This is a genomic window from Pseudomonas sp. OE 28.3, from assembly GCF_014268205.2.
GTDB lineage: Bacteria > Pseudomonadota > Gammaproteobacteria > Pseudomonadales > Pseudomonadaceae > Aquipseudomonas > Aquipseudomonas edaphica.
Window position 1 is genome coordinate 3,518,711 of sequence record NZ_CP077082.1, and the last position, 24,545, is coordinate 3,543,255.

Here is a 24,545-nt window from a genome sequence, read left to right on the forward strand (position 1 = left end):
ACTCAGCGGGCACTGAAGGTGGCGTAAGCCTGCATCAAGCGCGGGAAGTCCTGCGGCTCGGGCAGTTGCGCGAAGCTTTCGAGCGCCGGCGTCGCGGCCCAAGGCAGTTTTTCGCTGGTCCAGGTTTCCATGAACGGCACATAGTCGCGGGCGTTATCCAGCAAGGTTGCGCGCACATTGACGAACTCATCGATGCCATGGGGGCGCGTAAACAGCCAGCTCATGCAGTGCGGGCAGCAATAATGGCGGTCCACGCCGTGCAAGCCACCTATCACCGGGCAACCCTGGGTCACGGTGAAGCCTGCGGCCGGAATCAACGCGCTAAGGGAAAACGCACTGGCGGTCATCTTCTGGCAGCCGTTGCAATGGCACGCCATGGTGATTACCGGCGGCAAACTCACACTGAAACGCACCCGGTTACAACGACAACTGCCTTCCAGCGGCAAGGTTTCGACGCTCATCACTCACTCCTTTTCATGATTGTTGGCACCGCAGGGTAACGTGAACTGCCCCCGGAATAAAACCGAACGCCGCGCCGCCTGCGAGGTCACAACCCTGAGGGTGCGGGGTTGTTTGCCCGCGCCCTGCCCACGCGCCGCCGCTGCTTTATGGCCGCGCGTACCCCCATAAGAAGGAGACGCTTACATGGTCACTCACTTCAAGGTCGCCGGGCATCTGGCTTGCGGCCATCACGGCACCAACCTCACCTCCAGCACCGAGCTGAACCGAGTCAAATGCCGCACCTGCCGCAATACCGACGCCTACAAAGAAGCGCGCCGCACCCAGCGCAACGCTGCCCGCCGCTCCGCGCGCAAAGCCAAAACCCATACTGCCGTTGACTGGCGCAGTGCCTGGACGCAACGCCTCACCGACTTGCCTGGGCTGCAGCGCCTGCCACGCGGTTTCAGTGGGCAGCCATTTGTCTGAGCTGTTCAGGCGTTGAAAACAGATTAACCCGGTTCCCATCGGGATCCTGCAGCAGATGCTAGATGTCAGTGCGCCTTGTGCTCGGCTGGCGGTGCATCGGCCTGCAACTTCTGCACGTCGCTGACCGCCAGCTCCCTCGACTGGCCACCCCAACCCTGGCGCAGATAGTTGAGCAGGTCGGTCAGCTGTTGGTGATTGAGCTTGTCGGCAAAGCCCGGCATCGGTTGCATGCGCTCGAACCCGGTGAATTGCTGCTCGCCGATGCCGTCCTCGATCACCCGCAGCAGGTTGCGCGGGTCTTCCAGGCGCAGCGTGGTGTTGCCGCGCATGGCCACCGCGATGTGCGGCTTGCCCTCGCCGTTCGGCGCGTGGCAACCGGCGCAGACGTTCAGATAGTCCTGGCGGCCGCGTTGGGCGCTTGGGCTCATGGCGTCCAGCGACGTCTCGCTCAGCACCTTGGCCACCGGCGGTTGATCGCCCAGCAGGAAAGTCGCCATGGCGGCCAGGTCCGGATCGCTCAGGCCCTGGGTGCTGTTGTGGAACACCGGGAACATCTCATTGAACATCGTGCCCTGGGCACTCATGCCGTGCTTGAGGAACGTGCTCAGGTCCTGATGATTCCAGCCGCGAGCGGCCAGGTCATTGGCCAACAGGCTGGGTGCCAGATAGCCATTGAGCAGGCCGCCGGTCAGGCGTTTATCCTGCTGCATTGCGCCGGGCAAGCCCCGAGGCGTGTGGCATTCGCCGCAGTGGCCGAGCACCTCGACCATGTATTGGCCACGCTGGAATGCTTCACTTTTGCCCTCGGTCGGGGCAAGTTTTACATCCTTGCCGTAGAGCATGTTCCAGCCCATCAGGCCCAGACGAACGTTGAACGGAAAGCTCAGGCGGGTAACCGGCGCCGCACGCTCGATAGGCTCGATGGTTTTCAGGTACGCATGGATCGCGTCCGAATCTGCACGGGGCATCAAGTGGTACGAGGTGTACGGCATCGCCGGGTACAGATTCGCGCCGTCCCGGCGTTTGCCTTCAGTGAGCGCGGCGAAGAATTCGTCATCGGTGTACAGGCCAATGCCGCGCTCTTTGCTCGGGGTGATGTTGGTGCCATAGATGGTGCCGAACGGCGAAATGATTGGCAGACCGCCCGCAAACGGTGCGCCACCCGGTGCGGTGTGGCAGGCCATGCAGTCAGCGGCGCGGGCGAGGTATTCGCCGCGTTTGACTTGATCGTCCGCGTGCGCCAACACCACCGGCGCGGCCAGGCCAACCGCCAGCGCAAGACGGGAAAGTAGTTGCTTCATGCTTAACCCTCCTTGACCAGGCCGAGATCGGTCAGCACGTTGCGGGTCGCGTTGTAGTAACGCACGTAGCCGGTGCAGCGGCAGATGTGGTGGCCGAGGCTGTCCTCAATGACTTTTTCCAGCTGGCTTTTGACGATGGGCTGACGCTGCAGCTTCTCGACCAGCACGGTCGCGGCATTCACGAACCCCGGCGCGCAGTAGCTGCACTGGAAGGCGAATTCATCGACAAAACGCTGCTGGATCGGGTTCAGCTCAGTGACTTTACCCTGATCGTCGCGGGTTGCGTGGCCTTCGATGGTGCGGACTTTTTTGCCTTCGAAATAGTGTGCCCCCGTGATGCAGGTGCGTACTTCTTCGCTGGTGCCGTCCGGGTTGTCGACGATCACCACACAGGCGTGGCAAATGCCCTGGCCGCAGCCGAGGCGCGAGCCGGTGAGATTTTTGTATTCGTGCAGGTAATCGATCATCGGCAGGTCATCAGGGATGTCCACCGGGCCGACGGATTGACCGTTGAGGGTCAGTTGAAACGGACGGTTAGCCATTGAGGGCCTCCTTGATGCGCGCAGAAGTGATGGGCAGGTCGCGGACACGTTTGCCGATGGCGTGGGCCACGGCGTTACCGATGGCGCCGACAATCGGGATCATCACCACTTCGGCAATGCCCTTGGACGGGTCGCTCGGCGACAGCGGCGCCAGGATTTCGGCCGTCTGGTTCCACACCGCAACGTGGCGGGCCATCGGCAAACGGTAACGGTTGAAATTCCAGTCACCCTCCCCCGGCCCGCCTTCGTACAGCGGCGTCTCTTCCATCAACGCATGGCCAATGCCCATGGCGATCCCGCCTTCGAGCTGACCCTTGACCAGCTCTTCCACCAGCACCCGACCGCACTCGACCCACGAGTGATGGTTGAGCACTTGCACGTCGGCGGAGCCCTTGTTCACTTTCAATTCCACCAGCGTCGCGACCGGGCTGTAGTAAGTCACCGCCGCGTTGTTCAACTGGGTGTCCGGGTAGTGGACGTTCTGGCGATCCAGCAGGTGGAAACCGTTGCTGGTCATTTGCGCCTGTTTCGCCTTCGGCGCGCCGTCGCCGTACTTCACGGCCAGGCCGTCGAGCGGCAGGCGTTCACGCACGCCGTCGATGCTGTAATCGGCCTCGGCCCAGCTCCAGCGGTTAAAGCCGTGCACGGTAGCGCCGGTCACCAGGCCTTTTTCATGGGCGTGTTTGGCCAATTGCGCAAAGCTCAGCGGCTGCATGCCGTTGGCGGTAAGTTTGCCGTCCACCCAATGCGCGTCTTCGCGGCGCACCACATACGGGTTGGCCTGGCCGCCGTAAGGGCCTTGGCCCCAGATCTGCAACGCCGCCGGCCACAGGCCGTGGTTGAACAGCACCCGAGAGGCTTCACGGGTGGCGTGGCTGAAGTAATACGCAGAATTGGTCGCCGACGAGGCCGACGCCAGTTTGCCGACCCAACGTGGGTTGCGCAAAAAACCATCCTGCTCGGCCTGGCTCATGACGTAAGGGTTGCCGCCCGTGATCAGTTGCAACTCTTCCCATTCGGTTTCGCCGGTCTTCACTTGCGTGGCCGGAATGCCGATGAAATCCGCCACCACCAGCGCTTGCGAGGTGGACATGCCGGTGCCGATTTCAATGCCGATATGGCGCAACGTCACGTGGCCTTCGGCGGTGAATTCGATGCTGGCCATCGGCGCCTCGGAACCGGTGCCGAAGTCTTTCTGGCAGATGGCAAAACCCACGCCATACCAGTTATCCGGGTCAGCGGCTTCGCGCGTCTTTTTGATTTGGTCGCGGTTTTTCCAGACGTCGTGGGCAGCCGCTTTGTCGAGAATCTCGTGTAAGCGCAACGCCCCGGCCGGCACCGCGCCCTGGGTGTTTTTCATGCCCGAGAGCATGGCGTTTTTCTTGCGCAGGTCGATGGCGTCGATGCCCAGACGCCCGGCGATTTCGTCGACCATCATCTCGGTCGAGGCCATGCTCTGCAGGGTGCCGTAACCGCGCATCGAACCCGCTTCAACCGCGCGGGAATGGTAGGCCGTGACCTGCAAATCGTTCTGCGGCATGTAGTAGATCGACTGCGCTGCCGTGGCGCCAACCGCCGCCACCGAAGGGCTGTAGTTGATCCGCCCGCCGCCATCGACGTTCATCTCGGCGCGAAAAATCTGGAAACTGTGATCGTTCTTGTCCACCGCCAATTGGTAGCGGATGTCGAACGGGTGACGCTTGATGCCACTCTGGAACTGCTCATAGCGGTCGTTGGCCAGGCGCACCGGGACACCGGCGCCATACAACGCGGCGAGGGCTGCGTAGTAGACAAAAATGTTGTGGTCCTTGGAACCGTAACCGACGGTGTAGCCCGGGTGCATGTTCAGGTTCGCCAGGCCGAAGCGCGATGGCGCGATCATTTTTGCGGTTTCGGTGGCGGCTTCCAGAGGGCACTGAGTCGCGACGACAAAGTGCAAGGTTTTGGTGGCCGGGTCGTACCAGCCGTTGCCGTTGTCCGGTTCCATCGCCGCCGGTTCGATTGACGGGGTTTTGTAGCGCTCGTCGAACACCAGCCAGTTGTCGGGCGGCGCGTCGATTTGCTGCTGCATCCGGTCGGCGTAAAACAGCCCGCGCTCGGTCAGGTTGCCGTGCAGGTCCGGCTGGGAATTCCACACCGGGCGACGGTTTTTCAGCATGGGGAACAGGATCGAATCCTTGAGGCTGGCGAATTCATCCTCGTCCGCCGAGGTCGCACCGCCGACGCGCACGTAGCGAAAGCTGCCGTATGGGTCACGTTCGTAGTACGGCACCTGGGCGCCGTAACGGATGGCTTTGTCATTGAATTTGAGTTTGGCCTTGGCCTGGCGGAAACGCTCGAAGTCGTTCCAGATCAGGATCGCCACAGGGTGACCGATGAACATCGGCACCTTGCCTTCCGGCAGCAGTGGATCCGGCGCGTGTTCTTCCGGGAAGACGATACCGTCCTTGTCCAGGTCGGCGGCGGTCACAATGCGGTCAGGCTGCAAGTCGGCACCGAGCCACGACAGATCGTAGCCGGCGTAGATGCGATCGGCCTTGGTTGTTTTCAGCAACATGGCGTGGCCCTGCTGCTGTGGCCAGCCCGGCATGTCCTTGGCGCGGATGTCGCGGGCAAAGACCTTGCTCCCGCAGACCTTGGACAAGGCGTCGTTACGCGAGCGCGCCTTGCCGTTGTTGCCCAGCCACTGCTCGGACGGCACGGTCACGCTGTTTTCCATCAAGGCAGCCAGCGCCTGGGTGCTGAGCGGTGTAAGCGTCACGCTCACACCCGCCACCAGCCCGCCCTGAAGGAACGAGCGCCGGGAAATATCACGGTTGGACATGGATCATCCTCTGGGCGGTTATGGGTCCGCCCTTTTAGTTATGTTCTGGGGGTCTCGATCCTTGCAGGAGCGCTTTCGCTGGAAACAAAAGGCTGGAGTTGACAGTGCAAAGCTGACCGAAAGGTTAACTTTATAGGTTTCTGCGCCTGCCGCAAACAATCTGTTACAAAAACCGAACAAAGAATCAACGCGTTGCCGCTTTGCTCTGAGTAAAAGCAAAGGTCGCGAAGGATCAGGGGAATGTCAGGAGGGATACACACGCAAAAGGATCGGCAAACAGGTCATGCCGACAAAACGAGCGGTGGAGTTTTCTAATTTGGGGGAGCACAAACGAAAAAGGGCTCGCATGAAAAATCATGCAAGCCCTTGATATCTATGGTGCCCGAACCCGGAATCGAACCGGGACGCCCTTACGAGCGGGGGATTTTAAGTCCCATGCGTCTACCAGTTTCGCCATTCGGGCGGTAGCGCGGTGTTGCAGGGTTGGGAATATATAGACCCCGGCGCTTGGATGCAAGGTCGAGGCGCACCTTTATCGTGCTCATCCTGAGCTGAAAAACCTTGTCAGATCAGTGATCTACGCAGCCAACCTGGCATTGCACCAAGCGGGTTGGCTGACTGTCCTGGGCCGATGCCACGGGTTAAATGCAGCACTCGTTTTCCAGAATCAGCTAAGTTGAAGACTTTGGCGACACCAAAACCAATGATCAAACAGGAATGATCGCAATGCGCACCTTTTCAATCCAACATATAGATCATGTCGTTTTACGCGTGAAAGACATCACCCGCAGCCTGGCGTTTTACACCTCGGTACTGGGCTGTGAGGTCAAAAAGCGCCGTGACGACCTCGGCATGATCCACCTGAGTGCCGGGACGTCCCTGATTGACCTGGTCGATGTGAACGGGTCGATCGGTCGTGAAGGTGGGGAGCCGGCGGGCAAGCAAAGGCATAATGTCGATCACGTCTGCCTGAGGGTTGAGCCTTTTGATGAATCCGCGATTCTCAACCACTTGGCTGAGGCGGGTGTGTTTGCGGAAAAGGCGCAGAAGCGCTATGGCGCAGACGGGACAGGTTGGTCGATCTATTTCAATGACCCGGATGATAATCGGATCGAGCTCAAAGGCCCTGCCATTTAGGCTGGCGTCAGGTTTTGGTTTCAGCTGCCTGTTTCGGCTCGCTCAAATGCAGCTCGCTCAACTTTATAAAAACGATTCTCTTGCGAACGCCCAGCGAACGTTTTTACCGAAGTATGCGAAAGCTGCCCGCCGATTTTCTCCATTGCCCGTTGCGAGCGAATGTTGTCGGTGCCGACGTGGAACCATACGGTATCGACCCACTGAAAGGCGTGCTTGAGCATCAGTTGCTTAAGCTCGCCATTGGCCCCGCCGCCCCATTTTTCACGGGCCAGAAACGTGTAACCGATGGCCACCTCAGTTTGCGGCTCACTGAAGTCGTAGTAACGAGAGCTGCCCACCACCCTGTTGCTCTCAAGGTCGATTACCACCAGTACGCTGGGGGATGCCAGCGCCTGCTCGAACCATTCGCGAAACACCGGTTCCTGGTAGCGCGTGGGGCTGGGGTGCTGGGCCCAGATCAACGGGTCGCAGGCGACGCCATACAGGGCCTCGAAATCCCCGGTTTCCAGCGGGCGCAGCTCAAGTAACACACCCTTGATGGAGAGCGGTATGGGTAGCGATTGCATCACTGTACTCCAGGCGCTGACAGTGCCAGATCATCGCGCATGGGCGATGGCATTCGCAACAACCGGTGAGCCACCGTGAAGCTACACCCCCACTTCTCTGTTGCGTGCAGTGGCCACAAGGCTGGGATCAACCCTGGCCATGAGCTGGGTGAGCGTGTCGAGGTCCGGCAACGGCAATGCACTGATCAATACCTTGTCCTGACGGCACACCAGAAACGCCGGGATACCCGATTGCCTTTCATCGTAGATCATTGCGTAACGCACGTACGGGTTGTCCATGCAGAACGAAAACAGATCAAATTTCACGCCTTTCACCAGTGAAGCGTTGATGATCAGCAGGTCCAAGGGTTCGCAGTCATACTCCAGCGCGCTTAATACCTCCTCCAGCCGGTGCATCGGCGCAATCCGGTAGTAACCCAGATGGTTCAGGGCACGCTCGATCCTCAACCGGGAGAAATGCTGGTCATCTGCGATCAGAATCCTGAGTGCTTTATTTGGCATCTTTCGCATCCTCGCGATTAGTCTTACGTACTCCATCACTGATAAATAATCGTAAACGTTGCCGACGCGTTGGCCGGCCCCGGCGTGACCTTGGACTGGGTTTGCAGATAACGTGCGCGCAACGGGATTGAATAGCTGCCCTCGGTCGCTCGCAGGGCCAGGCCACTGTTTTGATTCGTCGCTAAAGGCAAGCCGATTCCGTTAGGGGTTGCGACCTGCACACCTACGCCTGTGGCGGCAGGTGCACTGCCGCCCGTTGTAGAGTCGAGGCTCAGCACGCCATTGCCGCCGTTGATCGCAGTCCGCGACGGGTCGACGCGATATTGCAGGGTGTTATTGACCACGGTGCCAGGCGTGCTGCTGCCGGAGGGTGAATTGCCGCTCTGGGAAATCCAACCGGGACCTGTGGTCCTGAAGGTCCCCGTAAACGCCGGGCAATCATTTAATCGAATGGCAAAATCGACCCAGGCGCTGGCAGTGTTGACTCCCGTAAATGTCTTGGTCTGATGTGTACCCATAGGGACGTTCACATCCGGCGTGCTGCAGGTGCGCGAGACAATCTGGATAGTGCCGGAGATACCCATTTTGAAGCCCAGCATTCTGGCGTCGCCAAAACTGCCAAATAGGCTCACGGTCGGCAACGTATTACCCACCAATACACCCGGTGCCACATCGCCCAGTTTGATTAATATCAATTCAAAATTGGAAGGTCCGTCAAACGGGACCAGGCACCGCCAGCCCGGCGTACACGAGGTCCAAATTTTGCTCGTTGCCCTTGGCAGAGGGCCGCCCGTGCTAGTGAAGGCGACCCCTAGTCCTTGAATGCTGGTTCTGTAGACTTTGTTGGCATACACCCCGCTGGTGACGTTGGCCAGGCCATAGCCCGAATCAACCGTAAACTCGGTCGACTGTTCATATGGGGCATACAGGCACTCCAGCTTTACCGCCTGGCCCGCGGCCATGCTGAACTTCTGTCGATAAACTTCGGCGCCTACCGGCACATCGCGCCCGACGGTGATCGCCGATATTTGCAACGGCATGGAGCCATTCGCTGGCTGGATGCCATTCATGTAGGTGCAGGTTACCGCCATGGCCGTGTTGGCTGCAGCCCACAACGCCATAACTGCCAATCCCGAGTTGATCAAAGCCCTGATGTTCATAACGGTACCTTTTGCATAGTGTTGGGCCGCACGCGGTCAGCGACCTGTTTGCCTGCCGCACACACGGCGTCCAGCTGCTGCAACTGCTGGCCCTCGCCCGGGCCCGGTGGAATGACCAACGCACACTGCTGGTGCGCTTTGCTGCCCCAATTGATCAGCAACTGGCGGGTGTCCGGCTTGATGCGTGCGTAGAGCTGACCGCCCTGCCCGACCACGCCCACCGTGGCGCCTTCGCCGTCCGTTACGCCGGCACCGAACGGCAAACTGTTGCCATCGTCCAGGCGCACATTGAGCAGTACTGCCCGCCCCTGGTTGGTGGTGTATTTGAGGTGCACTACGGCGCCGGCACGCGGCGCGACCTGCTGGCTGGTTTCGTTGAATTCAACGTCCAGGGAACTGCCGATCGGGTCGATGGCGACCTCGTTCAATTCATAGGGGCGCAAATACGGCACCACGGCGTTACCGCTTGCATCAAGCCTCAGACCTGGATAGCCCGACACCTTGGCACCCTGCGCACCCGGCGCGCTGATCACCGCCATGGTCTCGCCACGATAAGGCGTCATGGTCATACCGTCGGCATGGGCCACCAGCGTGCCGCTGGCACCCACGGAAGCACTGGTGTAGCCGTCGCCACGCCCCAGTGCGGCACTGAGCATCGCCCTGGCACCGGTGTACTGCCCGTTGAGCGCTACACTTTTGCTATTGCTGCCACCGTCATGCCCGAAGGTTGCGCCGTAGCCGTACTGGCGATCGTCGCCCGCGGTGCCGCTGATGCCGGCCTGCTCGCTGTAGTTGCCGCGCGTGTCACGGCCAACCTGCGCCGTCACCTGTGGGCCATAACCAGACCCACCAAACTCCAGGGGCATGCTCATGGTCAGCAGGAAGCTGTTCTCCATATCGCCCAGGCCCATGCGGCTGCGATTGGCGTTCACGCTGAAACTCACGCGATTGAATTGCTTGCTGTAGCTGAACTGGTACTGCACATCACTGCCCGGCTGGTTCCAGTAATTCTGCGCATAGCCGCTAAGAGTCACTTGGCCCCAAGGCCCCAACGTCTGGTCTGCGGTGATGGACAGGCGGCTGCGCGGGCGTCCGAACATACGGGTGTCCCAACCATTTTTCTCGGCATCCACCAGTTGCACGGCATTGCTGAAATCCAGGTAGTCACCGGTAGAAAAACGGTAAGCCGCCACCGAGAAGTTGCTGCCGGTACTGAGTACATTCTTGCTATAGGACACACGCATGCTCTGCCCTTTGGCCGTCCCGGCAGCCAGCTCGGTCTGTGCGTGAGTCACGTCCACCGCCATGGCGCCGATGGGCGTGCCAAACGCCAGGCCCGTGAGCAGCGCCGTGTAGTGGTCGCTCGACTGCAGGCCACCGAAGCCTGTGAACGTGTTGTTCAGGCCATATTGCAGCGTGCCTTGCAGCACGCGTGCCTGTTGGTCGACAAAGTTGTTGCGGGTTTCACCGGCGGTGAAGCTGAACCGCGAGGTACCGGGGCGCAACAACTGGCTGACCGAGGCATAGGGCACGATAAAGTTTTGCTCGGTGCCGTCTGCCTCGGCAACGCTCACGTTAAGGTCTCCGCCGTAGCCGGTGGAGTACAGGTCATCGATCACGAAAGCACCCGGCGCTACGGTAGTCTCCAACAGGACGTTGCCGGCCTGGCGAATGGTCACGCGGGCGTTGGTGCGGGCAATGCCGCGGATGACCGGGGCATAACCGCGCATGGAATCAGGCAGCATGCGGTCATCGCTGGCCAACTGCACGCCGCGAAAGGACAAGGTGTCGAAGATCTCGCCGCTGGTGTTGGACTCCCCCACCGTCAACTGGCTTTTCAGCGCCGTCACATCACGTTGGGCGTAGGTGTCCAGAGCCTGGTACTTGTTGCCCTGGCGCGACTGCCAGCTCATCGACGCGTTGTGGCGCAGGCGCCAGTCACCCAGATTAAGGCCCGCATTAAGGCCCATGAACGCCGAGTCATAGTCGCCCGTGCGGGTGCGATTACGGTTGGCGTTGAAGGTATAACTGAGCATGCCGGCGGTCACACCGCGGTCCCATAACTCAGGGCTGACGTAACCCCGGGAATTACGCTTCAAGGCGGCCTGAGGAATGCTGAGGTCGAGCGCCTGGTTCTCCGGTGAAAAACTCGCACTGGCACCTTGGATCAAACTGCCCAAAGACACGCAGCCTGTGGTGTCCAGCGGTTCGGACAGCTTGGACATGTCCACGCCCTGACGTTCAAGCAAGCCATGGTCCATGCACACCACCGGTTTGCTGCCGTCGGGCTGGGCCTCAATGCGAATGTCCTGGCGGCTGTTCAACTGGCCGTTGAGCAACACATCGGCGCGGTATTGCCCCGGCGTCACCGGGTTGCCGGTCTGGTATTTACCCAGGTCGAGGTTACGCGAGTCCTCAGGCAGGAATGCGTCGTTGAACTGCACCTCTTGCGCCAATGCGCCCTGTATTCCCCATGCACCAGGCGCGATGGCCAGCACCTTGAGCACCAAGGCTGTAAGCGGATTCAAGGCAAAGCGAGGCTGCGCCCGCAGGGCAAGCCTGGAGCTGGAAGAGGTTTGCATAATTAACTCGCGTGTAAAGACGTCAGGAGTTGATCAAGGCTTGAGTGCTTTCCGAGTCGGGATCAGCGCGCCGTAATCGTTGATGGCGTTGAACTCCACTTGGGCATCGGCGGCAGGCCGAGTCTTGAGAGTCGGCAGCGGGAACTGTCGGGTTTCACCCGGAGCGACCATGCCGTCCTCACTGCGAGCACGTACTGAGCCCGACACCAGTTCCAGTTCAACCAGCGACACGTAAAAGGCCGACGGGTTGAACGCCTGCAAAGCCAGGCCCAAGCCATCACGGCTGGAAACCACTTGCCATTGCACCTGTTCAATCGCTTCAGTGGCGGTTCCGGGCAACTCGGTGGGGCGATAGAACAGCTTGATCCGCGAGCGAAATGCCATTTGCAGGGTGTTAAGGTCCTCACCCGCCTCGGGCTTGGGCGGAATTTCCAGCACGTTCAGCCAGAACACCGACTCCTTGTCCGAGGCCAACGCCGCCCCCGTGAACAATACCCGCAGGCTTTGGCCTTTGGCCGGGTCGATACGTGCCACCGGCGGCGAAAGCAGAAACGGTGCCTTGGAGCTGGTGGGCGTGGACTCGACACTGCCAGTATCGATCCAGGCTTGCATCAGTGCAGGCTGCGTGCCGTTGTTATTGAGTTTGACGGTGACTTCCTTCTGGCCAGCCGGGTAGATCACCCGCGTGCCGGTAATCACCACGCCCGCAATGGCTTGGGCGCTTGCCAGGGCCAGAAGGCTTGCCAGCAGCAACTGTTTGAGTGGAAGTTTGCAAGGCATGACAGTGTCCCATCGCCGCCAGAAAACACGCCCTTTTATCGACCACACAGGGCGTGTGTTCATTGGCGAGCGACTTACTGATAATTAATGGAGTACGTCACGTTACTGATAACGGTGCCCGGCGTAGTTGCGGCCTGGGCGTAGTACTGGACGGCGTAAGGCAGGTCGGCACTCAGTGTTGTTGTATCGATGCTGATACGGCTGGTAGACGCCACTTGCCCGGTGTCACCGGCTTTGATGGCTTTACCATTTGAGGCGTCAACCAATTGCAGTTGCGCCTTGGTGGCGGTGCCGCTCAAGTTCTTCAAGTTGCCGCTGGCCGGGTCCACCGAGCCACCTGCTTCAAAGAACGCAGAGGCGGTTTTAAGCGCCGCAGAGCACTTGCTCAGTTGAATGCTGAACCCGGTCTGGCCCGCCACTTGGCCCTGTGCAGCCAGCGAAGCGGTCGAAATCGTCGGCAGCGTGACGGTGCTGCCTGCTGAGCCTGCCGCGCCATTGACTGCGACTTGGCAAGTTTCGGCTTTCAGTTCACCGTTGAAGTTGATAGTACCGTCCGACGCCATGGCGGCGGAGGTGGCAGTGGCGGCGACCAGTACAGCGAGGACGCGGGCTTTGTAATCCATGAGTAACTCCAAGAGCGCAAGATGCTGAGTAGAGAGTGAGTTCCCTGTTGCAGGAGAACTGCTGTGTTGTTGCGGAGTTAAGTGTAAGGAAGTCACCGAACTGTCCAAATAGGACTGCTCCGAAAAAGCAACTAAGCCCCGCAGATTTTAATTAATTAACTTGGCGATGGCCGCGCAAAAAAAATTCAATCTACCGAGGAGGGTTTTTATTCTGCAGACAACTTTATGGTCAATAGGAGTGCTCCTAAAAACAACGCCGTCACCCCAATAATTCAAGGGCAACACTCAAGCGCTTAATGCTGCCCACTGTTCAACCATACGGCTGAGATGACCGGCAATAACGACAGTTGGCCAGGCTGTTTTATCCTGCAAGGCCGCATCGATCAGGTCAGCCGTGGTCGCGATGTCTATCCACCCCGCCACTAGCGCGGCAGCCTGCAGGTTATGCGCGGCGAGCAACGCCAGGCTGCGATCACGCAGGGCTGCCGCCTCAAGCAAGCCGCCAAGCTGTTTGCGCAGTATTTCAGGCCCGGAAGTACTCGGCGCCGATGAGGGTTGCAGCAAGTTGACCTCGCACCACAGTTCAATGGTTTCGCGTAGAAGGCCCTCGCCAATGGGTTTGCTCAGCGCGCCATCCATACCCGCTTCAAAGCAGCATTCCAGCATGTCATTGCCGGTAAGCTGTGAGACCGCGATGATCGGGCAGTGTGTACGCTGTCGCTGGCTCTGCACCTGCCTGAATTCACCGGCCAGTTTATAGCCAGCGCCTGCTGGCAGGTCGCAGTCGATAAGTATCAAATCAACCTGGTGTGCATTGAAAAACCTTAAACCCTGGTTGGCATCGTCCATTGGTAAGGGATGGCAACCTAACGCGCGCAGCTGCGTCACCAGCCCTTGCTGGTCGACATTGGTGCCCCCCACCACCAACACCGTCAAGCCCACAGGTTCGTCGGGCGAAGGCATCACCTGCGCAGGTGAATCAAGCGGCGCAGCCCATTCAACCGGCAACCTCACACCCACGCGGGTGCCTTTGCCCTGGAGGCTGCTGAGCGTCAACTCGCCCCCCATCAACTGCACTAACCGCTGGCAGATCACCAACCCCAGCCCGTTACTGCCACTGGCACGCGCGGATGAACTCAGCAATGAGGCGTGTGCCTGGTCGGACAACCCGATCCCATTGTCGATGACCTCAATCATCAGGTGGTGATCGCCCTCAAGCACCTGAAGCCGAATCTCTACATGGCCCCTGTCGGAGAACTTGATGGCATTGACGATCAGGTTGCGCAAGACCTGCGCCACGCGCAGTTCATCCAGCAATAACGGGGCGTGCAGGTGCTCACCCGTTACCGTCAGTTCAAGGCCTTTTGCCTCGGCAGACGCGCGCTGGCTGTCCACCACGCGCTGGACCAGCACACCCAGGTCCACGGCTTCCACATTCAGCGTCAATTGCCCGGCCTCCATCCTGGAGATATCCAGCACATCGTCCACCAACCGCAACAGGGTATTGGCGCCGTTGTTCGCAAGGGCCGCAAAGTGATGTTGCTGTTCGTCAAGTGCGGTGTGCTCCAGCAACTCAACAGCGGCCAGTATTGCGTTCATGGGCGAACGGACTTCGTGGCTCATAACCGCCAGGAACATCGCCTTCTCCCGTTCGTTATGGATGGCGCGCCGGCGTTGCACGCGGCTTTGCCACACCAGCGTGATGAGTATCAGCACGCTGCTGAGCAGCAACCACAACTCACTTTTGTAGTGATCAAGGATGGCCTTGATGGGCGGGATATCGAGGTTCATGTCCGCGAACCAGGCATCGTAGATCGCCTGGCGCTCATCGCCCGAAATGGACCCCAGTACCTTCTGCAGAATCGATAGCAAAATCACGTCGTTGTCGCGCACCGCCATGCTTACCCCAGTACGCTGCTCGGGCACCACACCGGAAACCTGCAGCACGCCCTGGTACTGGCGAGACAGATACGGGATCAGCAACCACTCCGAAGCAATGGCGGCGTCCGCATCGCCGTCCTTGACCATTGCCATCATGTCGATCGCGTTCTGGGCCGAAATGATCGTGATGCCCGGCGCCCGCTCACGCAAAAACGCCGAATAGCCTTCACGCCCCAGCATCACCAGGCGTTTGCCGGCGAGCTGGCCCAGTTCGGCAAACGGCTGGTCGTCAAAACGGCTGATAAGGATGGTCGAGCTGGTGTTGTAAGGCGCGGTATAGAGAACGCCGCGATCTTCAGCAGGGTCGTCCGACCGGCGCCGGGTGGACAAGATATCCACCTCACCACTGAGCAGCATGTCTTTGCGCGCACTGCGTGAGGTAGTCGGCACAGACTTGAAACGCAGCCCCGTACGCCGTGCGATCAAGTCCAGGTACTTGGCCGACAGCCCTCGCAGTTCGCCACCGCTGATGTACTCAAAGGGCAACAGGTTATCGAACACCCCCACACGCAATACCGGGTGGGCTGCAATCCAATCGAGTTCCTGTGGTGTCAACGCCAACGCCGGCGCGTTGGCTTGCGCAACACACAGACCAATCTGGCCCATCAGCGCCAACACCGCCAACAAGCGCCACATCAAGGCAGCATCCGGTGCGAACGAGTGGCAGGCAGTGCATCAACCTGCCGATCGCCGCCCAGGTCACGCCATTGCTGGAGCAGCAACCGCAAAGCCTGCGCATACGCCGGGTCATCCCATCCCGACTGCGCGCGCAGCAGGTTCTGCAGGTTTTCGGCAGCCTGACCCATCGCCGACCATTCCATGATCAGCGCTGCGCCGTGCAAACGGTGGGTCACGTGCAGAGCGGAGGAGCGATCACACAGCGCAAGCGCTTTGGTCAGGCTGCCCAGGTCAGCGGCCACTTCGCGATTGATCCCGGCCTGGTCCAGCACAGGGGCCATCAGGTTTAACCGAGGGTCTGCCAGTGTGACGTCGCACCAACGCTCAATCACCCCGCGCAATGGCTCCAGGCGAATAGGCTTGCTCAACACCGCGTCCATTCCCGCCGCCAGGCAGCGCTGAAGATGTTGCTCACCGGTCAAGGCAGAGATGGCAATGATCGGGCAACGCAGTCGGCCCACCTGCTGTTCGAATCCGCGCAGTTCGCGGGTCAGGCTGTAGCCATCCTGGTCCGGCAGATCACAGTCCATCAGGACCAGGTCGTAACGGGTATGCACAAACAAGGCGCGGGCTTGGGCGGCATCGCCGGCTATCACCGGCAGGCTGCCGAAGCTGTTGATTTGCGCGCCCAACACCTGCTGGTTCGCCCGGGTGTCCTCCACCACAAGGATCTGCAATGCTTTGCCAGCGTTTGCCGTTAATGGCGCCTCTGCCGGTTGCGATGCAAGGGGTTGCGGGGCGTTTATCACGGGCAAGCAGATCGTCACCGTGGTGCCCGCGCCCGGCGCGCTCTTGAGCGTCAACGTCCCGTGCATCAAGTTGACCAACTGCTGGCAGATCACCAGCCCCAAGCCTGAGCCGCCCGCGCGTTTGTATGACTGGCTATGCTGCGCGTAGGGTCGAAACAACGACGCCTGAACCGCCGCCGAAATGCCGATGCCGGTGTCGCGGACCTCGATCTGCAAGCGGCCGTTGCTCGCGTCCAGGCCAACCTGGCGCACGTCGATATCAATACTGCCCGCATCGGTAAACTTGATCGCATTCGAGAGCAGGTTATGCAGGATTTGCGTCAGGCGCGCACTGTCGAGCATCAACAGGGGCAACGCCTCTTGGATATGCGCATTGAGCTCCAGGCGTTTTTCCCTGGCCCGCAGGCGATGCAGCCCGACGACTGCCTGCACCAACGCTGTCACATCGGTCGACTCGACCTTCAGGCGTTTCGGCTTGACCTGCGACCCGGAGGTTTCAAGGACATCGTCCAGCAAATGCAGCATCGCGTCGGCGCCACTATTTGCCAGCTGGGCAAAGTGGCGTTGTTGCTGATTGAGCCGTGTGTGCCCCAGTAACTCCATCGCCGCCAGCACTGCGTTCATGGGCGAACGTATTTGATGGTTCATGACCGCCAGGAACATGGATTTTTCTTGTTCATTGCGCAACGCCCGCCGGCGCAACCGATGACCGCGATAGACCAGCGCGCAAAGGCTGGCCAACGCCAACACGCCGAGGATGAACACATGCGCATAATGATTGACGATGTTTGACAGGGACGGCACGTCCACTTCCAGGTCGTGATACCAATTCTCATAGATATCATTGCGCTGCTCCGCCGTTATGGAGCCCAGTACCTTTTCAAGTATGGAGCGCAACATGAGGTCATCAGCGCGCACGGCCATGCTCACATCCAGCATCTGGCTGCCGACCACGCCGGAAACTTCCAGCACGCCCTGGAATTGTCGATACAGGTAAGGCATTAAAAAGGTTTCCGAGGCCACTACCGCATCGGCCTTGCCCTCCTTCACCATGGTCAGCATCTGCAGGGCCGAGGTGCTTCTGATCAGATGGGACTTGGTCGCCTTGTCCCGGAATATCGTCTCGTAATATTCCACATCGGGAATCATCACGTTTTTGCCCTGTAGTTGTTCAAGGTCGAAGACACCCGGGCTGTCGACACGCGTGACGATGATGGGCGAAGTGGTGTGGTAAACCAGCGCAACAATGCCCTGGGTCGCAGGCTCAGAGCGAAAGCGCAAGTATGAGGACAGCAGGTCCACCTGCCCTGCCAGCAGCATGTTTTCGCGTGCGGCCATTGTATTTCCGGGCACGTAGCTGAAACGAAGGCCCGTAGCGGCCGTCACGAACTGCAAATACTGCATGGACCGCCCGCGCAGTTCTCCACCGCTCATGTATTCGAAGGGAATCAAGCCCTCCACCACCCCGACGCGCAACACCGGGTGCAGTGCTATCCACTGCAGTTGCTCGTCGCTCAACGCGACGGCACCCGCACAGACGAGCGGCGAGCCCAGCACAATCAGCGCCAATAGCACTGCCCTCCACAACCCGATTGTCATGGCGTGCCGATGAGTTTATTCAGCTTGAACAGCTCATTGTTCGAGGTGACCCCAAGCTTGCGAAACGCTGCGGTTTTCTGGGTGCTGATGGTTTTGATGCTGCGGTTGAATTTCTCGGCAATCTCACTCACCGTCATGCCCGCCAGGTAACAGCGAATGACTTCCTGCTCACGGCTGGTCAACTCCGCCTGGACCAACGCGTCAGGCGCATCGCCACGGCCTTGGCCAGTATCGCTGGTCACCGTCTCCGCCAGGCGGTAGGTCATGTCGGTACTCAGGTACACCGCACCCGCCGCCACCTTGCGGATGGCCTTGACCAACTGCGCCATTTCTTCACCCTTGCCGACAAAGCCACGGGCACCGACACGCATGGCCAGGCTGACCGTCGCCGGGTCGTGATGCGTGGACAAAACAAGGATATGACAGCTGGGAAATTTGACCCGCAAGGCGCGGATCAGTGAGACCCCGTCCAGCTCGTCAGGGTTCAGGGAGAAGTCCAGCAGCAGCAGGTCTGCTGGCGCCGAGGCGAGGCCGGCGATCAGGTCGCGGCTGCGCGCATAAATGCCAACCACTTCAAAGTTCGCCTCGGCCGCCAACGTGGCGGCTAGCCCGTGTCGAACAACTGCGTGATCATCCAGCAAAGCAATACGTATTGGTTTCATCGTGATCGACCCACTCGGCACAACGCTGTCGGAATACTGGGATACCCCACCGCTACAACGTTCAACCCGTCTTTGAGTATAAGCAAGGATCGGTAAATCACACCCCGCTCGTTCCCGGGTGTCGGAAACCAGGATCAAATACCATCAATAATGTGTTTGATCCTGAACAACTCATTGTTCGATACCACGCCCAACTTGCGAAACGCCGAGGCTTTTTGTGAGCTGATGGTCTTGATGCTGCGATTGAATTTTTCGGCGATATCGGTAATGGTCATACCCGTCAAGTAACACCGAATCACGTCCTGTTCACGCGCGGAAAGGCTGACAAAACGCAAGGCTTCATCGCGGTTCTGCTCGTCACCGATATGGTTCACCGCCGTCGCTTCGGCTACCCGGTAGGCCATGTCCGGGCTCAGGTAGACCTCCCCGGATGCCACCAACCGAACCGCACTGATCAACTGGTTGATATCTTCACCCTTGCCAAGAAACCCGCGCGCGCCGACACGCAGGGCCAGGATCACGGTGGCGGCATCGTGATGCGTGGAGAACATCAGAATGCGGCATTGCGGGTACTTCACTCGCAACGCACGAATCAACAAGATGCCGTCCAGTTCACTGGGCCCGAGCACGAAATCCAGCAACAGCACATCGGCGGGCAGCAACGCGAGCCCGGCCATCGCTTCACGGCTGCGGGCGTAGACACCCACCACTTCAAAATCAGGTTCCTGCTGCAATCGATTGATTAACCCGTGCCGCACGATTGCATGATCATCGAGCAAAGCAATTCTTAAGCATTTCATAACGTGGAAGGCACTCTTTATAACGAGCAAAAGGATGAGGCCTGCAACATTCTCATCTTTAGTAAGTTCTCGTCATCGCAGACGAACCTATAAAATCAACGGCATCCGTGATATTGAACAATCGCACATAACACACATAACAACAGCCAAACCAACTCAGCAACCGATAGTTCTTAAACAGTGAGCGGATGCGAAAGTTAATGCACGGGCACTCATTCGGGTATCAGATCACTCCTAAAAGCGCTCAGCACCCGCACTATTTTCCCGCTGAATAACAAAGTTCAAGAAATCGTCCATTTCCATTGGGCGAGCCAACGCGTAACCCTGCCCCACTCGGCAACCCAAACGATAGAGCAACGCAATCGTCGACTCGTCTTCGATGCCCTCAGCCACCAAATTCAAACTGAGCAGTCGCGCCCAATTGACAATACCGGCAATGACTTTGCGTGAAGACGAGTGCTGTTCAACCCCACGCACAAACGATCCGTCGATTTTCATCTCATCAAACGACAGGTTCGCCAACAGGTTCAACGTAGCAGCGCCCGTGCCGAAGTCGTCCATCGATACCTGGAACCCCTTGGCCCGAATCGCCGTCAACGAGGCGGATAGGTAGAGCTCATCCGGTTCGGGTACATCTTCAGTAAGCTCGATTTTCAGCAGCCGGTTCGGCAGGCCGGCCTGGCGCATCCGCGCAGCCAGGCGCTCGGAGAAATCGGGGGTGCAAATGGTTTTAGCCGACGCGTTTACAGCAATGGGAATCCCGATATGTTCGCGTTTGAGCGCGAGCATGGCCTTGATCGTCCACATCTCCACCAGGCTGAACAGCAGCAGGTCCAGGCCCAAGCGGTTGACCAAGGGCATCAATACCGAAGGGGGGATTTCCCCAAATCGTGGATGCTTCCAACGCACCAGCGCTTCGGCCCCCACGATACGCCGGCTCAGCAGCTCAAATTGCGGTTGGAACACAAAACGCAAGCCCTCGCCTGTGGTCAGCGCGTTGATCACCTCATCTTCGGCCAAGTCATCAAAAGTGTTCATATTCAGCCTTGCATCCGGCTGCGCGCGCGTCAGCACGACCGCGCGCAAGGCGTCGCCCAGCGCCAGGGTTGCGCCTTCGCGCAGGATTTGCACGGAGATCCCCGCCGTTCGCGCCAACCGCGCATGGGACTCCAGCGCACTGACCGCAACCCCGCCCATGTACTTGATCCAGAGCGGGCTTGCAGGCGTTTTACGGGTCACGTCGACCTCGCCCGCGGGCGCGTCCAAGGCCGTCTCTCCGGTCCAGAAGATGCAGGGCAACCGGGCCAGTGTGCCTGCTTCGTGCAGCCCCCTGAGCAGGCTCGGCAACATCAGCCCATCACCGCACTCTGGGCGAATTTCGCAGACAATGACGTCGATCGGGGACTCGCGCAGCCAAGCCTCAACGGCGCTCAAGGTGCCAATATTGGCAATCGGAGTTACCCCCATGCTGCTCAAGGCGAAGGCGAGCCGATGCGCACAGGCAGCATCGGATGCCAACGTGACGACACGTAGCGCGCTGAACTCGTTGGGCACGACGGCATTTTGGATCATGACAAAAATTTCCCGAGATTGTTTCAGGAAAAAAGCTTATCAGCGCCAAAACAGAAACAAATAGGACTGGGACTAAAACCGCAGTACCGCTCAGTCGACCAGTTCGCCCTTACGCGCCAACGCCCACGGCGCAATCAACCGTTGCGGCGTCTGGCAGGCTTTACGCTTGAACACAAAGTTGCGGCACTTCTCGGCAAACTGCTGGCGGTTGTGCACCATGTCCAGTTCCATCTGGGCCAACTCGTTTTGGCGGCAGCGATCCATTGGCTCAAGGTCGATAGTGGCTTTGCGCATGCGTTGCGCGGCGTATTTCTCATCGCTCAGCGCGCCTTGGGCCGCTTGCAGCAACCATGCACTGAACGCAGTCGGGCAACGTGGCCCAATGTCCTGCACCATGCCCCACTGCTGTGCCTGAATGGCGCTGATCGGCAGGCACTCTTCAGTGAGCTTATGGGCAATTTCACTGCCCACCGCACGCGGCAGGCTGTAGGTCCAGTATTCGGAGCCATACAGGCCCATGCTCTTGTAATGCGGGTTGAGCACTAAGCCGGCACGGGCGAAGACGATATCGGCCGCCATGGCCAGCATTACACCGCCGGCACCGGCACTGCCGGTCAGGCCGCTGACCACCAGTTGCCGGGCGGTCAGCAGTTCCTGGCACACATCATCGATCGCCTGGATATTTGCCCAAGCCTCCAGCCCCGGCACGGGTGCGGCCTGGATGACGTTGAGGTGTACGCCGTTGGAAAAGCTGCCGCGCCCGCCTTTGATCAGCAGCACCTGGGTGTTCCGTGCCTTGGCCCAGCGCAGTGCAGCGACCAGCCGCTGGCATTGTTCAGTGCTCATGGCGCCGTTGTAGAACTCGAAGGTCAATTCGCCGACATCGCCGCATTCACGGTAGCGAATCGGTTGATAGGCCTGTTCATTGAAGGCTTGGTGGGCAATTGAGCTGTCCAGCACGGGCACACGCGCCAGGCGCCCGGCCAACACGTGACGGGCCGGCAACTTGAAGGTTTCCTCGCCTGGCTGGGCCTTGCGTTTAAGTGAGCCGACCCACACGCTCTGATCGCCGGCTGCGACCAATACCGCATCATCCTGTACCGCGAGCATTTCACCCGGCAGGCCCCGGCGTGCATCCAGGTGCGCGTCGTACAAGTAGTACTGCTCGCCTTGGATGCTGGCCAACACACCCGGCTGGCCGTCGGCGGCGTCGATGCTGCGTTTGATGAAGCCCGCGCAGTCGTGCCAGCTGAAAGCACGGTCTACCTGCTTCATGTTCGGCTGCAAGCGCCCGATAACGTTGGGCTGCGTGTAATCCAGTGGCGCAGGGAGCACACCACGGGTGAATTTTTCCACCACGTCGCGAATACAGGTGATCGCAGCGTCACTCACCAGGCCGTTGTACAACTCGGACTTTCGCACCTCGGCGGGCATGTCGAACTCACAGCTCGACCAGACCGGCCCTGCGTCCATCTCCTCCACCGCCTGCAACGCGGTGACGCCCCAGCGACGGGCCTGCTGGGTGATGGCCCAGTCCAACGCGCTGGCGCCACGGTCACCGACAATACCCGGATGAATGATCACCACCGGGCGGTCGAGGTTGCTCCACAACTGCTGCGGCACGCGGTCCTTGAGAAACGGGCAGATCACCAGGTCGGCGTCCGCCGCCTCGATTTGCCGGCACACCGTGGCTTCATCGGTGAACAGCACCACGCTGGGGTCGAAACCAGACTGGCGCAAATCCAGCCAGGCCCGTTGGGTCAAACCGTTGAATGCAGAGGACAACAAGATGATCTTCAGTGATCGCATGGCAGACTCTTCCTTGAGGTGCACGGCCACAGGCTCGCATTGAGCCGTCCCTGGCCTTTGATGGAAGCGCAAGGTTAAAAGGCCTGTCAGGCGGGGCACCTGACCGAGATCAATCTTCGGTCAGCCAGGGAGAATTGCGTCGCAAGAACCGGAGTTTCAGTGATTTGGCGCCTGCCTACACTGGCGCAAATGCACAGTGACCGAGGCTTTCATGACTCCCCTTGCCGCCACCCTGGTACACCTGGACTGGCAAACCATCGGCCTGGAACTCGACCGCGAAGGTTTCGTCGTGCTGCCCGGCATGTTCGGGCTTGAGGTCCCAGGCTTGTTCACCCACCTACTGAACGGCTTTTATCCGCCATTGGCACAGCTTTCCAACCGGTGGAACGACATCCTGCAACTGCCCTACCGCTACCCTCCCCAACTCACCGACTTTCATGCGCAGTGCCGCGCCGTCGGCCAGCAGCAAGCACTGCCCCAACTGACATGCCTGCGCAAAGACGAGCACCAGGCGCTGGGGCAGGACGCCGAGGGCGAGCACGTATTTCCATTTCAGTTGGCCGGCGTGCTGTCTGCGCCCGGCGAGGATTTCACCGGCGGCGAATGTGTCCTTACCGAGCAACGCCCCAGAATGCAATCGCGGCCGATGGTGGTGCCGTTGCAGCGCGGCGATCTGGCCGTGATCACCACGGCACACCGCCCGTTCAAGGGCAGTAAGGGTTACTACCGGGTGAATATGAAACACGCGATCAGCAGCGTCCGAAGCGGCGAACGGCGCGGTTTTTTGCTCAGTTTTCACTTATGCCCTGGGGCGGCGCATGACTGACGAGCGCATGTGGCGGCTATTGGGCAGCGATGGCCAAGCCTACTCAAGCGCCGAACCGGGCACATTGGCTGGTCATCGACGCGGTAAACGCTACGGCACGCTGGATTGCCGTGCGGCACTGCACGCCATCGCCCGTGGCTGCTATGTGCAGCACAGGGTGTTTTTCCTCAATCAATCCAGCGCCATCGCAGCGGGCTATCGCCCTTGCGCCGTGTGCATGCCGGCCGAGTATCGCCAATGGAAACTTCAGCAGCCTTTATGAACACTCACTTGGAAAATCTCGACTGGCCAATGATCGAAGCGGCCTTGATGAACGACGGCTTCGCCCTGCTGCCAAGGCTGCTGACGCGGCAAACCTGTCAGCAACTGGCAGCACTCTATGCCGATGAAAGCCACTTTCGCAGCCGCATCGCCATGCAGCGCTACGCCTTCGGGCGTGGCGAATACCAGTACTTTCGCTACCCGCTGCCGGCACTCGTCGACAGCCTGCGCTCGCATCTTTACGCGCGCCTCGCACCAGTCGCCAACCGCTGGCACGCGGCGCTGAAGATGAATCAACGATTCCCCGACACCCATGTGGAATTCAAAGCGCTATGTCACCAGGCCGGCCAATGCAGGCCCACGCCGCTGATGCTGCGCTATCGGCAAAATGACTACACCTGCCTGCATCAGGACTTGTATGGCGAGCAGGTGTTTCCGTTTCAGGCGGTGTTTCTGCTGGATCAGCCAGGTGTGGACTTCGAAGGGGGTGAGTTCGTCCTCACCCACTCCGGCTCCAGCAAACCCGCACGGGCTGAGGTAGTGCCCCTTGAACAAGGCCAGGCACTGATCTTTGCCGTCAACAGCCGCCCGGCACGTTCCGCGCGTGGTTTTTGCACAGTCAGCGTGCGTCATGGGGTGAGCCGCCTGCATCGCGGAGAGCGCCACACGCTGGGCATCATCTTTCACGATGCCAAATGAATGCTG

General features: G+C 59.7%; 21 protein-coding genes and 1 tRNA gene. 5 read left to right on the top strand and 17 right to left on the bottom strand.

All coding sequences use genetic code 11. The features are described from left to right. Positions 1 to 2: 2 nt before the first annotated feature. Positions 3 to 461: a GFA family protein gene (locus tag HU759_RS15775; RefSeq protein WP_017138845.1), complete on the bottom strand. Its 459-nt coding sequence runs from the start codon at positions 459 to 461 to the stop codon at positions 3 to 5. 184 nt (positions 462 to 645) lie between these two features. Here HU759_RS15775 and HU759_RS15780 point away from each other — a divergent pair, with 184 nt between their 5' ends. After that, positions 646 to 927: a hypothetical protein gene (locus HU759_RS15780; protein ID WP_017138846.1), complete on the top strand. Its 282-nt coding sequence runs from the start codon at positions 646 to 648 to the stop codon at positions 925 to 927. A 65-nt stretch (positions 928 to 992) separates the two neighbouring features. Here the strand turns inward: HU759_RS15780 and HU759_RS15785 are convergent, their stop codons facing one another. The 4 genes from HU759_RS15785 to HU759_RS15800 all read right to left on the bottom strand — a co-directional run bounded on the left by HU759_RS15785 (position 993) and on the right by HU759_RS15800 (position 6,057). Next, entirely contained in the window at positions 993 to 2,228 is a 1,236-nt protein-coding gene (locus HU759_RS15785) for a cytochrome c (RefSeq protein WP_170037515.1), read from the bottom strand. Between the two features lie 2 nt (positions 2,229 to 2,230). Further along, entirely contained in the window at positions 2,231 to 2,770 is a 540-nt protein-coding gene (locus tag HU759_RS15790) for a (2Fe-2S)-binding protein (protein ID WP_017138848.1), read from the bottom strand. Continuing rightward, entirely contained in the window at positions 2,763 to 5,594 is a 2,832-nt protein-coding gene (locus tag HU759_RS15795) for a xanthine dehydrogenase family protein molybdopterin-binding subunit (protein WP_186616862.1), read from the bottom strand. Before HU759_RS15795 ends, HU759_RS15790 begins: the two co-directional genes overlap by 8 nt. 376 nt (positions 5,595 to 5,970) lie before the next feature. Beyond that, a tRNA-Leu gene (locus HU759_RS15800) sits at positions 5,971 to 6,057 on the bottom strand. A gap of 263 nt (positions 6,058 to 6,320) precedes the next feature. Between HU759_RS15800 and HU759_RS15805 the strand changes: the two genes are divergently transcribed. Further along, positions 6,321 to 6,731, top strand: a complete 411-nt coding sequence (locus HU759_RS15805) for a VOC family protein (protein ID WP_017138850.1) — start codon at positions 6,321 to 6,323, stop codon at positions 6,729 to 6,731. A gap of 20 nt (positions 6,732 to 6,751) precedes the next feature. Here HU759_RS15805 and HU759_RS15810 read toward each other — a convergent pair whose 3' ends face one another. The 12 genes from HU759_RS15810 to HU759_RS15865 all read right to left on the bottom strand — a co-directional run bounded on the left by HU759_RS15810 (position 6,752) and on the right by HU759_RS15865 (position 22,753). Next, positions 6,752 to 7,297 carry a GNAT family N-acetyltransferase gene (locus HU759_RS15810; protein WP_170037522.1) on the bottom strand — a complete coding sequence of 182 codons (546 nt, stop codon included), beginning with the start codon at positions 7,295 to 7,297 and terminating at the stop codon, positions 6,752 to 6,754. An 81-nt stretch (positions 7,298 to 7,378) separates the two neighbouring features. Then, a complete protein-coding gene (locus HU759_RS15815) occupies positions 7,379 to 7,798 on the bottom strand; it encodes a hypothetical protein (RefSeq protein ID WP_017138852.1) in 420 nt (139 codons plus the stop codon). A gap of 35 nt (positions 7,799 to 7,833) precedes the next feature. Beyond that, positions 7,834 to 8,958, bottom strand: coding sequence for a fimbrial protein (locus HU759_RS15820; protein WP_099549708.1), 1,125 nt, complete (start codon positions 8,956 to 8,958; stop codon positions 7,834 to 7,836). Continuing rightward, entirely contained in the window at positions 8,955 to 11,540 is a 2,586-nt protein-coding gene (locus HU759_RS15825) for a fimbria/pilus outer membrane usher protein (RefSeq protein WP_225932990.1), read from the bottom strand. The genes HU759_RS15820 and HU759_RS15825 overlap by 4 nt, the downstream gene beginning before the upstream one ends. Before the next feature lie 33 nt (positions 11,541 to 11,573). Further along, a complete protein-coding gene (locus tag HU759_RS15830; RefSeq protein WP_017138855.1) occupies positions 11,574 to 12,320 on the bottom strand; it encodes a fimbria/pilus periplasmic chaperone in 747 nt (248 codons plus the stop codon). Between the two features lie 74 nt (positions 12,321 to 12,394). Next, complete coding sequence (locus tag HU759_RS15835; protein ID WP_017138856.1) at positions 12,395 to 12,943, bottom strand: fimbrial protein; 549 nt, start codon at positions 12,941 to 12,943, stop codon at positions 12,395 to 12,397. Positions 12,944 to 13,228: 285 nt separating this feature from the next. Further along, positions 13,229 to 15,520: a transporter substrate-binding domain-containing protein gene (locus HU759_RS15840; RefSeq protein WP_169986157.1), complete on the bottom strand. Its 2,292-nt coding sequence runs from the start codon at positions 15,518 to 15,520 to the stop codon at positions 13,229 to 13,231. After that, entirely contained in the window at positions 15,520 to 17,886 is a 2,367-nt protein-coding gene (locus HU759_RS15845) for an ATP-binding protein (protein ID WP_225932991.1), read from the bottom strand. The genes HU759_RS15840 and HU759_RS15845 overlap by 1 nt, the downstream gene beginning before the upstream one ends. 20 nt (positions 17,887 to 17,906) lie before the next feature. After that, entirely contained in the window at positions 17,907 to 18,572 is a 666-nt protein-coding gene (locus tag HU759_RS15850) for a response regulator transcription factor (protein WP_017138859.1), read from the bottom strand. Between the two features lie 134 nt (positions 18,573 to 18,706). Beyond that, positions 18,707 to 19,372 carry a response regulator transcription factor gene (locus tag HU759_RS15855; protein ID WP_170037525.1) on the bottom strand — a complete coding sequence of 222 codons (666 nt, stop codon included), beginning with the start codon at positions 19,370 to 19,372 and terminating at the stop codon, positions 18,707 to 18,709. A gap of 234 nt (positions 19,373 to 19,606) precedes the next feature. Then, entirely contained in the window at positions 19,607 to 20,944 is a 1,338-nt protein-coding gene (locus HU759_RS15860; RefSeq protein ID WP_017138861.1) for an EAL domain-containing protein, read from the bottom strand. A 90-nt stretch (positions 20,945 to 21,034) separates the two neighbouring features. Next, a complete protein-coding gene (locus HU759_RS15865; RefSeq protein WP_170037527.1) occupies positions 21,035 to 22,753 on the bottom strand; it encodes a hydrogenase maturation protein in 1,719 nt (572 codons plus the stop codon). A 211-nt stretch (positions 22,754 to 22,964) separates the two neighbouring features. On the opposite strand from HU759_RS15865, the gene HU759_RS15870 reads away from it, so the two are divergent. Genes HU759_RS15870 through HU759_RS15880 form a run of 3 tightly spaced genes read left to right on the top strand, consistent with a single transcriptional unit; the run spans position 22,965 to position 24,539 of the window. Next, the gene (locus HU759_RS15870; protein ID WP_170037530.1) at positions 22,965 to 23,579 is read left to right on the top strand and encodes a 2OG-Fe(II) oxygenase; all 615 of its coding nucleotides are present in this window, start codon (positions 22,965 to 22,967) and stop codon (positions 23,577 to 23,579) included. Beyond that, a complete protein-coding gene (locus HU759_RS15875; RefSeq protein ID WP_099549701.1) occupies positions 23,572 to 23,841 on the top strand; it encodes a metal-binding protein in 270 nt (89 codons plus the stop codon). The genes HU759_RS15870 and HU759_RS15875 overlap by 8 nt, the downstream gene beginning before the upstream one ends. Continuing rightward, positions 23,838 to 24,539 (top strand): 2OG-Fe(II) oxygenase, encoded by a 702-nt coding sequence (locus tag HU759_RS15880; protein WP_170037533.1) that lies wholly within the window; start codon positions 23,838 to 23,840, stop codon positions 24,537 to 24,539. Before HU759_RS15875 ends, HU759_RS15880 begins: the two co-directional genes overlap by 4 nt. The last annotated feature ends 6 nt before the right edge of the window (positions 24,540 to 24,545 follow it).

Excerpts from the sequence above, each read along its gene's own strand:
- HU759_RS15775 (WP_017138845.1), bottom strand. The coding sequence starts at position 461 with ATGAGCGTCGAAACCTTGCCGCTGGAAGGCAGTTGTCGTTGTAACCGG.
- HU759_RS15780 (WP_017138846.1), top strand. The coding sequence starts at position 646 with ATGGTCACTCACTTCAAGGTCGCCGGGCATCTGGCTTGCGGCCATCAC.
- HU759_RS15785 (WP_170037515.1), bottom strand. The coding sequence starts at position 2,228 with ATGAAGCAACTACTTTCCCGTCTTGCGCTGGCGGTTGGCCTGGCCGCG.
- HU759_RS15790 (WP_017138848.1), bottom strand. The coding sequence starts at position 2,770 with ATGGCTAACCGTCCGTTTCAACTGACCCTCAACGGTCAATCCGTCGGC.
- HU759_RS15795 (WP_186616862.1), bottom strand. The coding sequence starts at position 5,594 with ATGTCCAACCGTGATATTTCCCGGCGCTCGTTCCTTCAGGGCGGGCTG.
- HU759_RS15805 (WP_017138850.1), top strand. The coding sequence starts at position 6,321 with ATGCGCACCTTTTCAATCCAACATATAGATCATGTCGTTTTACGCGTG.
- HU759_RS15810 (WP_170037522.1), bottom strand. The coding sequence starts at position 7,297 with ATGCAATCGCTACCCATACCGCTCTCCATCAAGGGTGTGTTACTTGAG.
- HU759_RS15815 (WP_017138852.1), bottom strand. The coding sequence starts at position 7,798 with ATGCCAAATAAAGCACTCAGGATTCTGATCGCAGATGACCAGCATTTC.
- HU759_RS15820 (WP_099549708.1), bottom strand. The coding sequence starts at position 8,958 with ATGAACATCAGGGCTTTGATCAACTCGGGATTGGCAGTTATGGCGTTG.
- HU759_RS15825 (WP_225932990.1), bottom strand. The coding sequence starts at position 11,540 with ATGCAAACCTCTTCCAGCTCCAGGCTTGCCCTGCGGGCGCAGCCTCGC.
- HU759_RS15830 (WP_017138855.1), bottom strand. The coding sequence starts at position 12,320 with ATGCCTTGCAAACTTCCACTCAAACAGTTGCTGCTGGCAAGCCTTCTG.
- HU759_RS15835 (WP_017138856.1), bottom strand. The coding sequence starts at position 12,943 with ATGGATTACAAAGCCCGCGTCCTCGCTGTACTGGTCGCCGCCACTGCC.
- HU759_RS15840 (WP_169986157.1), bottom strand. The coding sequence starts at position 15,520 with ATGTGGCGCTTGTTGGCGGTGTTGGCGCTGATGGGCCAGATTGGTCTG.
- HU759_RS15850 (WP_017138859.1), bottom strand. The coding sequence starts at position 18,572 with ATGAAACCAATACGTATTGCTTTGCTGGATGATCACGCAGTTGTTCGA.
- HU759_RS15855 (WP_170037525.1), bottom strand. The coding sequence starts at position 19,372 with ATGAAATGCTTAAGAATTGCTTTGCTCGATGATCATGCAATCGTGCGG.
- HU759_RS15860 (WP_017138861.1), bottom strand. The coding sequence starts at position 20,944 with ATGATCCAAAATGCCGTCGTGCCCAACGAGTTCAGCGCGCTACGTGTC.
- HU759_RS15865 (WP_170037527.1), bottom strand. The coding sequence starts at position 22,753 with ATGCGATCACTGAAGATCATCTTGTTGTCCTCTGCATTCAACGGTTTG.
- HU759_RS15870 (WP_170037530.1), top strand. The coding sequence starts at position 22,965 with ATGACTCCCCTTGCCGCCACCCTGGTACACCTGGACTGGCAAACCATC.
- HU759_RS15875 (WP_099549701.1), top strand. The coding sequence starts at position 23,572 with ATGACTGACGAGCGCATGTGGCGGCTATTGGGCAGCGATGGCCAAGCC.
- HU759_RS15880 (WP_170037533.1), top strand. The coding sequence starts at position 23,838 with ATGAACACTCACTTGGAAAATCTCGACTGGCCAATGATCGAAGCGGCC.